This is a genomic window from Nocardia sp. CA-135953 (genome assembly GCF_050955735.1).
Lineage (GTDB): Bacteria > Actinomycetota > Actinomycetes > Mycobacteriales > Mycobacteriaceae > Nocardia.
The window spans coordinates 1,815,738-1,829,415 of record NZ_CP192082.1 but is presented as its reverse complement, the minus strand read 5'-3'; the positions used below and the strand labels follow the sequence as shown (position 1 = coordinate 1,829,415).

The 13,678-nt window shown below is 66.5% G+C and carries 10 protein-coding genes; 8 read left to right on the top strand and 2 right to left on the bottom strand.

The features are described 5' to 3' along the window. The first annotated feature begins 102 nt into the window (after positions 1–102). From ACQPXH_RS08370 to mtnC, 7 genes are all read left to right on the top strand, one after another. Positions 103–888 (top strand): alpha/beta fold hydrolase, encoded by a 786-nt coding sequence (locus ACQPXH_RS08370; RefSeq protein ID WP_433601711.1) that lies wholly within the window; start codon positions 103–105, stop codon positions 886–888. A gap of 4 nt (positions 889–892) precedes the next feature. Next, positions 893–1,189 carry an MGMT family protein gene (locus tag ACQPXH_RS08365; protein WP_357478911.1) on the top strand — a complete coding sequence of 99 codons (297 nt, stop codon included), beginning with the start codon at positions 893–895 and terminating at the stop codon, positions 1,187–1,189. A gap of 39 nt (positions 1,190–1,228) precedes the next feature. Continuing rightward, complete coding sequence (locus ACQPXH_RS08360; protein ID WP_433601710.1) at positions 1,229–1,969, top strand: VOC family protein; 741 nt, start codon at positions 1,229–1,231, stop codon at positions 1,967–1,969. Positions 1,970–2,065: 96 nt separating this feature from the next. Next, positions 2,066–3,850 carry an NTP transferase domain-containing protein gene (locus tag ACQPXH_RS08355; RefSeq protein ID WP_433601709.1) on the top strand — a complete coding sequence of 595 codons (1,785 nt, stop codon included), beginning with the start codon at positions 2,066–2,068 and terminating at the stop codon, positions 3,848–3,850. A gap of 1,020 nt (positions 3,851–4,870) precedes the next feature. Next, positions 4,871–6,538: an S-methyl-5-thioribose-1-phosphate isomerase gene (mtnA, locus tag ACQPXH_RS08350; RefSeq protein ID WP_433601708.1), complete on the top strand. Its 1,668-nt coding sequence runs from the start codon at positions 4,871–4,873 to the stop codon at positions 6,536–6,538. Then, positions 6,535–7,110 (top strand): 1,2-dihydroxy-3-keto-5-methylthiopentene dioxygenase, encoded by a 576-nt coding sequence (locus tag ACQPXH_RS08345; RefSeq protein ID WP_433601707.1) that lies wholly within the window; start codon positions 6,535–6,537, stop codon positions 7,108–7,110. The genes mtnA and ACQPXH_RS08345 overlap by 4 nt, the downstream gene beginning before the upstream one ends. Then, positions 7,107–7,790, top strand: a complete 684-nt coding sequence (mtnC, locus tag ACQPXH_RS08340) for an acireductone synthase (protein ID WP_433601706.1) — start codon at positions 7,107–7,109, stop codon at positions 7,788–7,790. Before ACQPXH_RS08345 ends, mtnC begins: the two co-directional genes overlap by 4 nt. Positions 7,791–7,805: 15 nt before the next feature. Here the strand turns inward: mtnC and ACQPXH_RS08335 are convergent, their stop codons facing one another. Together ACQPXH_RS08335 and ACQPXH_RS08330 are read right to left on the bottom strand one after the other, a co-directional pair. Continuing rightward, positions 7,806–8,240, bottom strand: a complete 435-nt coding sequence (locus tag ACQPXH_RS08335) for a hypothetical protein (RefSeq protein WP_433601705.1) — start codon at positions 8,238–8,240, stop codon at positions 7,806–7,808. A 98-nt stretch (positions 8,241–8,338) separates the two neighbouring features. After that, complete coding sequence (locus tag ACQPXH_RS08330) at positions 8,339–9,142, bottom strand: helix-turn-helix transcriptional regulator (RefSeq protein WP_433601704.1); 804 nt, start codon at positions 9,140–9,142, stop codon at positions 8,339–8,341. A 755-nt stretch (positions 9,143–9,897) separates the two neighbouring features. Here ACQPXH_RS08330 and ACQPXH_RS08325 point away from each other — a divergent pair. After that, positions 9,898–13,677: a nitrate reductase subunit alpha gene (locus tag ACQPXH_RS08325; protein ID WP_433601703.1), complete on the top strand. Its 3,780-nt coding sequence runs from the start codon at positions 9,898–9,900 to the stop codon at positions 13,675–13,677. Position 13,678 lies beyond the last annotated feature (1 nt).

Here is a 13,678-nt window from a genome sequence, read left to right as displayed (position 1 = left end):
GGCTATTGCAACAGACACCTCCGACACACCACGCGGGCGATTCACCGATCGGTGAGGTCCGACACACGCCTGGATCTGCGACGGATTTCCAGATGCGTCAATATGAGACCTGTGTCGCCTCTCCATGTGTATCGATTCGGCCCCGCCGACGGGCCGAAAGTCCTGGCCCTGCACGGTGTCACCGGCCATGGCAAACGCTGGGAGGAACTGGCCACCCGACATCTGCCCGAGGTCCGGCTCATCGCCCCCGACCTGCGCGGACACGGTCGCTCGACCTCGTTGCCGCCGTGGAACTTCGAGACCGTGGTCGAGGATCTGGTCGAATTGATCACCGCGGAAAGCGACGAACCGGTGGTCATCGTCGCGCACTCCTTCGGCGGCGCCTGTGCACTGCACCTGGTGCATCGGCATCCGCACCTGGTGCGCAAGCTGATCCTGCTCGATTCGGCGATCGCGCTGGAGCCGGAGCGCCTGATGGATATCGCGCTGTCCAGCCTGGCCTCACCGGACTACGACACCGCCGAGCACGCCCGCCGGGACAAAATCGCGACCGGCTGGGGCGAGGTGGAGCCGCGCCTGCTCGATGCCGAACTCACCGAACATCTGATGCCCACCGCCGACGGCCGGGTCGGCTGGCGGATCAGTCTGCCCGCCGTCAACTCCTACTGGGGGCAGCTGGCCCGGCACTACGTGCTGCCGCCCGTCGACCTGCCGACGATCCTGGTGCAGGCCATGAAGGTGGTGCCGCCCTTCGTCACCCCGGAGTTCCGGGCCGCCATCACCGCGCACCTGGGCGGGAATCTGACCGTGCTCGAATGGGACTGCGACCATATGGTCGCTCAGGCCCGGCCGGCCGAGACCGCGGCGCTGATCCGATCGGTGCTGTAGTCGGGTGGCCACCACCGATGCCGAGGTCGAGCGGGTGCGCGCGCTGGTCGCGACCGTGCCCGCGGGCCGCGTCGTCACCTACGGCGATATCGCCGCGGCGGCCGGATTGTCCACCCCGCGCACGGTCGGCTGGATCATGCGCACCGACTCCGCCGATCTGCCATGGCATCGGGTGATCGGCGCGGGCGGTAAGCCCGCCGCGCATCTGGCCGATCGTCAATTGCGCCTACTGGCCGCCGAGGGCGTACCGATCCGCGACGGCCGAGTCGACCTGCGCGCAGCGCGTTTTCCGCTGCCGTAAACGGCCACGCCGCCGTCGATCGGCGGTTAACGTTGAAGCATGTCCACCCGCCTGGCGTGTGTCGTCTTCGATGCCGACCGGCCCCGGTTCGTCGCGGATTTCTGGGCCGAGTTGCTCGGCTGGACGGTGACGATCGACCGTGCCGACCAGGTCGATGTGGCGGCTCCCGATCCGGACGGCCACGATCTGGCCCTGACCTTCCTTCCCGAGGCGCGCGCCAAGGACTGTAAGAACCGGATGCATCTGGATCTGGCCAGTCGCTCGCTCGATCATCAGCGGGCCCTGGTGGACCGCGCACTGGCGCTGGGCGCCCGGCACGTCGATATCGGCCAGGGCACGGTGCCGTGGGTGGTGCTCGCCGATCCGGAGGGCAACGAGTTCTGCGTGCTGGAGCCACGCGAGGAGTACGTGGATACCGGAGCGGTCGCCGCCATCGTGGTCGATACGCACGATCCGGCGCGGCTGGCCGAGTTCTGGTCCAACGCCTCCGGCTGGCCGATCGCCTACGGCGGCGCGCGGGTGGCCGGGCTCCGCTCGGCGACGGGGCTCGGAGCCTGGCTGGAGTTCGTCCAGACGCCGGATGTGCGGGGCGGCCGCAATCGACTGCGTCTGGACCTGGTGTCCTTTCCCGCCGACGACCCGGCCGCCGAGGTGGCTCGACTGCGCGCGGCGGGCGCAACCCAGGTCGATGCCGACGGCACGCCCGGGGTGGTACTCGCCGATCCGGAGACGAACGAGTTCTGCCTGCACCGACCGGCACCGGACCATTCGACGGTCTAGGCCTGCGACCACTGGAACCAGACCGCCCTCCCCGGATCTGTACAGCCGACGAATTAGCATGTCGGCCATGCCCTCTCTCGCGCCAGGCGCTTACCGGTGACCACCGCCGACGCGATCGTGCTCGCGGGCGGACGCGCCAGCCGCATGGGGGGCGTCGATAAGCCCGCCATCATCATCGGTGGTCGATCCATGCTCGATGCGGCGTTGGCCGCGGTGGCGCCGTGTGCGCGGACCGTGGTGGTCGGACCGCATCGGCCCGAATTGGACGTGCGGATCGCGCAGGTGCGCGAGGTGCCGCCGGGTTCGGGTCCGGTCGCCGCGGTTGGAGCCGGATTACGCGCGCTCGGCCCGACCGCCGCGCCGCTGGTGGTGGTGCTCGCGGCGGATCTGCCGTTCCTGTCGCAGACGACGGTGACGGAGCTGATCCGGCGCGGGACCGAATCCGGTGCGGACGCGGTCTTCGCAGCCGATGAATCCGGTCGGCCGCAGTATCTGATCGGCGTGTGGCGACGGACGGCGCTGGCGCAGGCGCTGGCGCGGCTGGATTCGCTGATCAACCAGCCGATGAAGGCGCTGATCCCGGCCGATACGATCACCGTCGCCCTGCCCGGTATCGCCGATTGCGATACCGAGGAGCAGGTGCGAAGCGCCAGGATGGCCTGGGACGCCGGTACCGTCGGTGCGCCTCGTCCCGCACCGACGGCCGCGGTTCCCGCAACGCCGCTGCCACTCGACGAGGCACGGGATATCCTGCGTACCAACATGTCTCGACTCACCGAGTACCGGGCCGAACTGGCTTCCGTGCGCGGTGCGACCCTCGCCGCGCCGCTGACGGCCGTCGGAGCACTGCCACGCTTCGATGTCTCCGCCATGGACGGATACGCGGTCGCCGGTGACGGACCATGGCGTCTGCGGCGCGATATCGGGTTCGCGGGCGGCCGGCGGCCGGTCGGGCTGCTACCCCGTGAGGCGGTGCGGATCGCCACCGGTGCACATGTGCCGGACGGCACTACGCGCGTGCTCCGTGACGAATACGCGCGGATCGAAAACGATGAAATGCTTTACCAGCACGAGGATTCCCCGCTGCGTAACGATATTCGCCGTCGCGGCGAGGACCGGGCACCGGGCGATCTCGTTGCGCCCGAGGGCACACCGGTCACGGCCGGGCTGATCTCCGCCGCGGCCAGTGTGGAAGTGACCGAGGCGACGGTGCGCGGCCCGGTGCGGGCCCGGATCATCATGACCGGTGACGAGATCCGCAGCACCGGCCCGCTGCAGACCGGTCAGACCCGCGACTCGATCGGACCGATTCTGCCGGATGTGCTGTCCTGGTATGGAATTCGCGCGACAGACCGGGTGCACCTGCGCGATACCCCGCGCGGCTTCGACGAGGTGCTCGGCGCGGCGGACGATTGCGATCTGCTGGTTATCGTCGGCGCGACCGGTGGCGGCGCGGCGGACCAACTGCGTGGGGCGATCGCGCGTGCCGAAGCTCGAATCCTGGTGCACCGATTGAAATTGCGCCCGGGCGGCTCCACTGTAGTCGCCGAATTATCGAGCGGTACAACCGTTCTCGGCCTACCAGGAAATCCATTCGCGGCCGTGGCCGTACTGATGGCGCTGTCCCCCGCGGTCGTCGAGGGCCGAACCGGCGGCCATCCGCCGCGACCGCTGATCGGGCCACTGCGCAATGCGAGCGCGATCTCCGGACCCGCTACCCGCATCGTCCCGGCTCGGCTCGCCCCATACGGCGGTTGGCTCGGCGATCCGCAGGTCCGTACCACCCATCTGGGCGGCCTCGTCGACCGTGACGGCCTGGTCATCGTCCCCGCCGAGGCTACCGACGACGACCTCGTCGAATTCCTCCCGCTCCGAGCGTAAATAATCGATATTCTTCTTCCGCTGATGATGTCCGCTCGCTATTGTGTGTTGGTTAGGCGAATACAACATCACTTCGGAAAGGACCGAGTGGAGATGGCTGAAAAGTCGAAGAAAGCGCCTAAGAAAATGCCCAAGCAGATGGAACGGCAGCAGCAACAGCAGCGCCAGGACCAGGGCATGAACCGATCCGGATCGATGAGCGATCGCGACCGTGACGAGCAGCGGCGGGAGCCGAGTTCGGAACGGCGAGGCGCTGAGCAGCGCCGACCCGGACAGCACTGATCTGAAACGGGCCGCCGGTTCCGCACGTGAGCCGGCGGCCCGCTTGTGCGCAGTCCGGTTCGATGCGCCCGGTCTCCGGGTTCGCAGGCCGTTCGGAAACTATTCACGGCAATACATTCCAGCTGATCATTCATAAAGCTTGACGCGCCCTTTCGAACGGGTCGGACACGGTTCGAATTTCACCGCCGATGGCCACGCCCGGCGAGTTACCTTTTGCCGCAGAAAATTCTGCGTGCGCATAGAAGCGAGTCGAACGGCGACTCTCGTGCACAAGCAATCATTTCGACTCGTTCGTTGGCGGAATCACGCGCCGAGACGCAGAAGCGCTGGGCCGTCGGGAGTGCGACGGGTGGGATCAGGGATGGGAACCGCTTCAGGGGGTTGCGTGTGTAGTCGGCCCAGGGGGATGCGAATACCTCGGTGGCGGGTCCGGTTTCGACGACGGCCCCCTCACGTGGGACCACGACCCGGTCGGCGACCCGGTGGACCACCGCGAGGTCGTTGCTGATACGCGGCTGGGCCAGGCTCCCTGTAATGACCTGCCCGCCAAGGATTTCGACGGCATCGTCGCCGTTGAGACGCTGCGCGATCAACTCGCCGCCGCCGGTGGAACGCGAGGCGGAGTTCGTCGCGGAATGAGCCGGGCGCACCTGCGGTGTGGATTTCCGGCGGCACCGCCCGTCCGATACCGTTGACCAGGGACAACACCCCGCTCTGCCCGACCGAAGGATGCACCTGATGAACGACAGTTCCCTGATCTGGGACGACGGTGCACTGGTCACCATCGACCAGCGCGAACTGCCGCACGAGGTGCGCGAGCTGCGGCTCAGCACGGTCGACCAGGTGATCGACGCCATCAAGACCCTCGCCATCCGCGGCGCGCCCGCAATCGGCATCGCCGGTGCGTTCGGCGTGGTCATCGCCACCGCCGCGCACACCACCGACGGCGTCGTGGATGTGGCGGGGGCCGAGGCGGATGCCCAGCGGATCGCGGACGCCCGGCCCACCGCGGTCAATCTGGCCTGGGCGGTGCGGCGGGTGCTGACCAAGGTGCCGCTCGGCGCGGATGCGGTACTCGCCGAAACCCTGGCCATGCTGGCCGAGGACGGCCGGGTCAACCGTACCGCCGCGACCCATGCCGCCGATCTGGTGCAGCGGCTGTGCCCGGACCGGCCGCTGCGGGTGCTCACGCACTGCAATACCGGGCGGCTGGCGACCAGCGCCTTCGGCACCGCGATCGGGGCGATGCGGGTGCTGTCGGAGCGCGGTGCGATCGAGAATGTCCTGGTCGACGAGACTCGGCCGCTATTGCAGGGCGCCCGGCTGACGGCCTGGGAACTGGCCGAGGCGGGCATACCCCATCGGCTCACCATCGATTCCGCCGCCGCGTGGGCGATGGCGACCGGTCAGGTGGACTGTGTGCTGGTCGGCGCGGACCGGGTGACCGCCAATGGCGATGTCGCGAACAAGATCGGCACCTATGGTCTCGCCATCGCGGCCCACCACCACGGCATTCCGTTCATCGTGGTGGCGCCGGAGTCGACGCGTGATCCGAAGATGGCGACCGGTGCGGATATCGTCGTCGAACAGCGGGCCACCGCCGAGGTGACCGGATTCGGCGGTGTCACAACGGCTCCCGTCGATACCGAGGCTTTCAATCCGGCCTTCGATGTGACGCCCGCGGAGTTGGTGACGGCGGTGGTCACCGAACTGGGTGTCGTATATGGCGCGAATGCCGAAGGTGCGGCCATCGCCGATATCGCACGCGAGTTGTACGGGCGGGGCTGGATGCCGGGCACGGCGGGCAATATCTCGGTGCGCACCGGCGCTACGGCGCTGATCACCGGCAGCGGTTTGTCCAAGGGCGAACTGACCGATGCGGATATGGTGACCGTCCGCATCGCGGACTCCGCGCCGACACCGGATCAGCGGCGAAAGCCTTCGGCGGAGACCACAATTCACACGGCGGTGTACCGAACCACCGGTGCCGCAGCCGTTGTCCACATTCATCCGCCCTACGCGACGGCCGCCGCGACCCGCTCCGGGTCCCCCGACGCATTGACCTTCCTGCGGATCACCGACTACGAACTCATCAAAGGTCTGGTGGCCGAGCAGCCGGACGGCACCTATCCGACAGTCCTCGACCTGCCCGTCTTCCCGAACTGGCCCGACGTCGCGCGCATCGGCGCGGATATCGAGGCCTACCTGCTCGAAAATCCCACCGCCGCACCGGTATCGGCCATCGCGGGACATGGGATCACGACATGGGGAGACAATCTTTCCCAGGCCCGCGACCGCGCCGAATGCCTGGAAGCCCTGTGTGAGCTGGTGTCCCGCACCGGCCTTCGGCAGGCCTTCGCTCAACGCAATCCGAACGAGATCCTCGAGATTGGACTGACATCATGACGCTGTTGCAGGTTATGGCCGCCGACGATGCCGAGAAGGTACTGCTGCGCACCACCGACGACGTGGTGATCGGCGCCGAATTGGCCGCCCGCGGTATCACTTTCGACCGCTGGCCGGTGCTGGACAATGCCACCGAGACCGTATCGGACGAACTCCTCGCCGAATACGACGACCGCGTGGCCGAACTCAATGCCTCGGGGCGCTACAAGCATATCGATATCGCCCGCATCCACCCCGACGACGCGAATCCGGAGTGGCCGCGGATCGCCGATGGCGCGCGCGAGAAGTTCCTGAACGAGCATCGGCACGCCGAGGACGAGGTGCGGTTCTTCGCGGCCGGCCGCGGCTGCTTCTACCTGCATCTGGGTGACGAGGTCGTGGCGGCGGTCTGCGAAGGCGGGGATCTGCTTTCGGTCCCCGCGGGCACCCTGCACTGGTTCGATATGGGCACCCGCCCCGACTTCATCGCCATCCGTTTCTTCGAAGAGGCAGACGGCTGGGTCGGCGATTTCACCGGTGACCCCATCAGCTCGGGTTTCCCGACCCTCGATCAGCTGTTGACGGCCCCGTGATCGCCACCGTAGTCATCGATATCGAGGGCACCACGAGCCCGACCAGTTCGGTACGCGAGGACCTCTACGGCTACACCCGCGCCCGCCTGCCCGAATGGCTGGCCGAAAACCGAACGGCCGCGGCCGCTCCCATTATCGCGGCCACCCGCGAACTCGCAGACCGCTCCGATGCCGACACCGACGAGATCGCCGCGATCCTGCGCGACTGGCTCGGCTCCGATGTGAAGGCCGAACCGCTCAAGGCGGCACAGGGCATCATCTGCGCCGAGGGCTTCCGCAACAGCGCACTACACGGGGAGTTCTTCCCGGACGTCCCGCCCGCCCTCGCCGCCTGGCACGCCGCCGGTCTGCGGCTCTATGTCTATTCCTCGGGATCGGTACGCAACCAACAGGATTGGTTCACCTTCGCCCGCGGCGGCGAGCTGACCGCACTGATCAGCGGCTACTTCGACCTGTCCAGCGCGGGCCCGAAACGCGAACCCGCCTCCTATGAAAAGATCGCGAGCGCCATCGGCACCCCCGCCGATCGCATCCTGTTCCTGTCCGACCATCCCGACGAACTCGATGCCGCCGTCACCGCGGGCTGGTCGGTGACCGGTGTCCACCGTCCCGGTGAACCGAATCCCCCACGTCCCCCGCATCACTGGATCTCCTCGTTCGCGGAACTGAGCCTGCCCTGAGCCACCGCGCGAGCATCAGGCGCCGGAGATGCCGATCGACGGGCGGACCGCGCCGAGGCGGCCGGGCTCAATGGTCGCGAAGATGCGCCGCGCGTGTACCGCCGCCGGATTGATGGACCAGGGGGCCAGGGCAGTGGTGAACATGAGTTCACACCAGGACAGCGCGGGCACATCACCCGCGGCCAGGGTTGCGATAAGCGACATTTCACTGTCCCGGCCCGACCAAGCGGCGAGTAGCCAGGCGGCGTCGAGGCGGCCGAGGAATTCCTCGGCGTCCTCGGGTGCGCCGTGCGGGGTGTCAACGGCCAAATGGACCACAGCGGCGATAGCGTGGCGCATTTTGGCATCCAATCCGACGGCGTCGTGCAGCAGCAGCGCCTCCAGTGCGGAACGCAACTCGACGCCGGGATCGACGGCCGTTTGGGCGGTGCCACGAGCATTGTGGATCATGGAATGCCTCCCGTTTTCGATTTTCCGATGACCGGATCAAATACGTTCGGTGTGGCGCTGTCCCGATAATTGTGACATCCGTAGCACCCAGGAGGTATCTACACCGGTCGGTGGCTGGCACATAGGCTCCGGATGCCGAGGAAGAATTGAATTCTACCCGGATGGTTGCCCGAATCCACCCGGAACAGTTGGGCATCGAGTCGATAACACGCCCCGGTGCCGAGATCGCGCACATGCATGGGTCGATCCCGGCCGTAGGTCGTACCGCCCGCCGCCCACATTCTTCGAAATTCCGGATACGCGCCGAGTTCGTCGAGGAATTCGGTGGACCAGGCGGTATCGCCGGACTGACCGATCAGTCCGCGCAGCCAGTCGACGGTGAGCGCGGCCTCGCGCTCCCATTCGACCATGACCTGTTCGGACAGCTCGTTGCCGAAGAACCAGCGCAGCACATTCACATCGTCGACCAGACCGGGAAATGCGGCGGCGTAGGAGTCATTACAGGACAGGACATTCCACCGGGTATCGACATAGCCGGCCGCATTCGGCTCGTGCAGGCGCAGTCCGTCGCGCATATCCGTGCCGATCTCATCGCGCAGTTCGAGCACCGAGGGAAACCTGTCCACACCCAGTCCGGCCAGATCGAAAAAAAGTCGGCGCTCGGCATCGGTGAGCGGTGCGATCCGATCCAGATATCCGAACAGCGCATTCACCACCGTTCTGGTGGGATGTTCCCGATCGCCGCCCTCGAGGTGGGTGATATAGCTGGCGCTCACACCCGCGGCGAATGCCAGCTTTTCGCGCGAAATTCGTCGATCGTCGCGCAGTCTGCGCAACTCGTTCCCGAATGTGGGCGGGCGCACCGGAGCCCCGTCACCGCCATCGGTCGACCTGCTTGGCACAGCAATCCACTCCTATGAAGCTGTAGGTGTATCGACAAAGTCGGGTAGTTCTGCACAAGGCGAGCCGATCCGATATTAAACGAAGGGGTCTGCTGTTATTTCCGACCAACGTCCGCGTGTCGGGGCCGCCACGCGGACAGCTGGTCCGCGTGCGAATGTACTCGAGGAGCAACAATATTCGTGCCGAGCGGCCGGTAGAACAGCTCGCCGCGGTGACCGCCCTCCCGATGCGGCGGGACCGAGCCGCCGGCCGCTTCGCCGCGTTCACCCCCCGTAACGAGTGCGCGGCGGGTCGAAACGACAACGCATCGAATGCCCGGCGCACCTCGGCGCCGCGGCCGGATCCGCCAGCACCGCAACTGTCGGCAAACCGATAGCGAATGGATCGACGACGCGCAGAACGGCTCCGCACGGGGCGGTTCGACGACCGCGCGTGGGTGCGGAATCGACCTTCCGACCCCTAGCCGGACGTGTTAACAAATGTAAACCGCCTGAGAACCAGCGGTTTCCAAAGCATCACCGGCTAGCCCCCGAAACACCATCCGCGAGCCGTATTTCGGCCGGTCAGAGCGGATCCGCCCTGGTCACATCGATGTCTTCGGCATTTCGCGGCAATCGCGCGGTGACCGCCACGTTGCGTTGACCTCACACCTCACGATCGCGGCGTGCGGGCTGTGAGAGATTCGTTTGGACGTGCGTCGCGGCCTCCTTACAGTCGGTGCAACAGCCCGGTTTCACAGCTCGAAGGGGGCGTCGTGGTTAATTCGCGCACTCAGGCTTCCGCGTCCTCCGATTCGGCCGATCGGCAATCTACCGACGCAAGTGACGCACTGCTGCGTCTCGGCAAATATTTCCACCGAGGCGAGGTCTCGGCGGATCAGCGCAGCCTGCATCAGGTGGGCGGGCGCAGTGCCGACGAGTTCTATCGGGACCGCTGGTCGCACGACAAGGTGGTGCGCTCCACACACGGGGTCAACTGCACCGGGTCCTGCTCCTGGAAGATCTACGTCAAGGACGGCGTGATCACCTGGGAATCGCAGCAGACGGACTACCCGTCGGTCGGCGCGGACAAGCCCGAATACGAACCGCGCGGCTGCCCGCGCGGCGCGTCCTTCTCCTGGTACACCTACTCCCCCGCGCGCGTGCGCTATCCGTATGTGCGCGGCGTGCTGCTGGAGCTGTATCGCGAGGCGAAGGAGCGGCTCAAGGATCCGGTGCTGGCCTGGGAATCCATTGTGGAGGATCCGGAAAAGGCCAAGCGCTACAAGTCTTCTCGCGGCAAGGGCGGATTCGTCCGCGCGGAATGGTGGGAGGCCGCCGAAATCGCCGCCGCCGCGCACGTGCACACGATCAAGAAATACGGGCCCGACCGGGTGGCCGGGTTCTCCCCCATTCCGGCCATGTCGATGGTCAGCCATGCGGTGGGCGCACGGTTCATCTCGATGCTCGGCGGCTCGATGCTGTCGTTCTACGACTGGTACGCCGACCTGCCGGTCGCCTCCCCACAGGTGTTCGGCGATCAGACCGATGTGCCGGAATCGGCCGACTGGTTCGATGCGGGTTACCTCATCATGTGGGGTTCGAATGTCCCGGTGACCCGGACCCCGGACGCGCACTACATGACCGAGGCGCGCTACCGCGGTCAGAAGGTCGTCGTGGTCTCCCCCGACTATGCGGACAACACCAAGTTCGCCGATGAATGGGTGCCCGCGCGACCGGGAACCGATGCGGCCCTTGCCATGTCGATGGGCCATGTAATCCTCGAGGAATTCTTCGTCGAGCGCAGCACGCCGCGGTTCCTCGACTACGTCAAGCGCTACACCGACCTGCCGTTCCTGGTGTGCCTCGACGATCCGGAGGGCTGGGACGCCGATGGCGACTACCACCACGACGGTGCGCTGCCCGGCAAATTCCTCACCGCCGCCGATCTCGGCCACACCGACGAGACCGCCGAACACAAGATGGTGCTGCTCGATGCCGAGGGCAATCCGGTGGTGCCCAACGGTTCGCTCGGACATCGCTTCACCGCCGGTGATGCGGGCAAATGGAATCTGGATCTTGAGGGCGTCGATCCGCTGCTGACCCTGTACGACCGCGCCGACCAGCACCCGGTCGCGGTGCAGCTGCCGCGTTTCGATACCGATACCGCGGGCGTGCTGGTGCGCGGCGTGCCGACGATCACCGTCGCGGGCAAGCGGGTCACCACGGTGTTCGACCTGCTGCTCGCGCAGTACGGCGTGGGCCGTGACGGGCTGCCCGGCAAGTGGCCGACCGGCTACGACGATGCCGCGGAGCCCTACACTCCGGCCTGGCAGGAAGCCATTACCGGCGTACCCGCCGCACAGGCGCAGCGTATCGCCCGCGAATTCGCCGATAACGCCGATAAATCCGGCGGCCGCTCGATGATCCTCATGGGTGCGGGCACCAACCACTGGTTCCACTCCGACCAGATCTACCGTTCCTTCTTCACGCTGACTCTGCTCACCGGATGTCAGGGCGTGAACGGCGGCGGCTGGGCGCATTACGTCGGCCAGGAGAAGTGCCGTCCGGTAACCGGTTGGTCCACCCTGGCTTTCGGCCTGGACTGGCAGCGACCGCCGCGTCAGATGCAGGGCACGGTGTTCTGGTACCTCAGCAATGACCAGTGGCGCTACGACCCGTTCACCGCCCAGTCCTTCGCTTCCCCGCTGGGCACCGGGAAATTCGCGGGCCGCACCGCCGCGGACAATATCGCGCTGGCCAGTCGTCTCGGCTGGATGCCGAGTTACCCGACGTTCGACCGCAATCCGCTGGATCTGGTGGACGAAGCCGAGGCCGCGGGCAAGACCGCGCCCGAACACGTAGTGGACGGGCTGAAGTCCGGTGACCTGCGCTTCGCCTGCGAAGATCCCGATGCGCCGGAGAACTTTCCGCGCTGCCTGACCGTGTGGCGGGCGAATCTGCTCGGCTCCTCCGGCAAGGGCAACGAGTACTTCCACAAGCACCTGCTCGGCGCGGACTCCAATCTGCAGACGACCGATGCCGCGGGTGTGCGGCCGCAGGAGTTGGTCTGGCGTGAGGAGGCACCGAGCGGCAAGCTGGATCTGCTGCTCTCGCTGGACTTCCGGATGACCAGCACCACGCTGTTCTCCGATATCGTGCTGCCCGCGGCCACCTGGTACGAGAAGCACGATCTGTCCTCTACCGATATGCACCCGTTCGTGCACGCCTTCTCCCCCGCCATCTCCCCGCCGTGGGAGGCCAAGACGGACTTCGAGGCATTCCACCGGATCGCGCGTGGATTCTCCTGGATGGCCGAGAAGCATCTGGGCAAGCGCAAAGATATCGTCGCGGTACCGCTGCAGCACGATTCGCCGGATGCGCTGGCGCAGGCCGGTGGGCGCGTACTGGACTGGAAAGCCGGTGAGTGCGAACCGATTCCGGGTAAGACCATGCCGAAGCTGGTCGTGGTCGAGCGGGACTACCCGAAGCTCGCGGAGAAGATGGCCGCGCTCGGACCGCTGATCGATACGCTCGGCGTCACCACCAAGGGCGTCACCACGCATCCGGACGAAGAGGTGGCCTACCTCGCCGGGATGAACGGCACCGTGGTTTCCGGTGTGGCCCAGGGACGTCCGTCGCTGGCCAAGGACACTCACGCGGCCGAGGCGATCCTCGCGTTGTCCGGCACCACCAACGGCAGGCTCGCGGTCGAGGGCTTCCATGCACTGGAGCGGCGTACCGGCACCGCGCTGGCCGATCTCGCCGCCGAGCACGAGGGCAAGCGAATCACCTTCGCCGACACCCAATCCCGACCGGTGCCGGTGATCACTTCGCCGGAGTGGTCGGGCAGCGAGACCGGCGGACGGCGGTATTCGCCGTTCACCATCAATACCGAACGACTCAAGCCATGGCACACCCTGACCGGGCGCCAGCACTTCTACCTCGATCACGACTGGATGGCCGAACTCGGCGAGCAGCTGCCGGTATTCCGGCCGCCGCTCGATATGAGCGCGCTGTTCAGTGAGCCAGGGGTGGGGTCCGTCGGTGACAACGGCGTCACCGTTCGGTACCTGACCCCGCATTCCAAGTGGTCCATCCACTCGGCGTACCAGGACAACCTGCACATGCTGACGCTCTCGCGCGGCGGGCAGTCGATCTGGATGTCGGATCGAGACGCCGCAAAAATCGGTGTGTCGGACAATGATTGGATCGAAGCGGTGAACCGCAACGGTGTGGTCGTCGCGCGAGCCATCGTCAGCCACCGGATGCCAGAGGGCACGGTGTTCATGTACCACGCCCAGGACCGGGCGGTGGATGTGCCGCGCATCGAGGGCGCGCCGGGTGGATTCGATTGGAGCGCACCGGATAAGCAGCCCGGCAAGGGTAAGCGCGGCGGCATTCACAACGCGCTGACCCGCATCATGATCAAGCCATCGCATCTCATCGGCGGTTATGCGCAGCAGTCCTTCGCGCTGAATTACCACGGCCCCACCGGAAATCAGCGCGACGAGGTCACGACCATTCGCCGACGCTCGCAGGAAGTGGAGTACTGAC

Excerpts from the sequence above, each read along its gene's own strand:
- ACQPXH_RS08345 (WP_433601707.1), top strand. The coding sequence starts at position 6,535 with ATGACGCTGTTGCAGGTTATGGCCGCCGACGATGCCGAGAAGGTACTG.
- ACQPXH_RS08370 (WP_433601711.1), top strand. The coding sequence starts at position 103 with ATGAGACCTGTGTCGCCTCTCCATGTGTATCGATTCGGCCCCGCCGAC.
- ACQPXH_RS08335 (WP_433601705.1), bottom strand. The coding sequence starts at position 8,240 with ATGATCCACAATGCTCGTGGCACCGCCCAAACGGCCGTCGATCCCGGC.
- mtnA (WP_433601708.1), top strand. The coding sequence starts at position 4,871 with ATGAACGACAGTTCCCTGATCTGGGACGACGGTGCACTGGTCACCATC.
- ACQPXH_RS08360 (WP_433601710.1), top strand. The coding sequence starts at position 1,229 with ATGTCCACCCGCCTGGCGTGTGTCGTCTTCGATGCCGACCGGCCCCGG.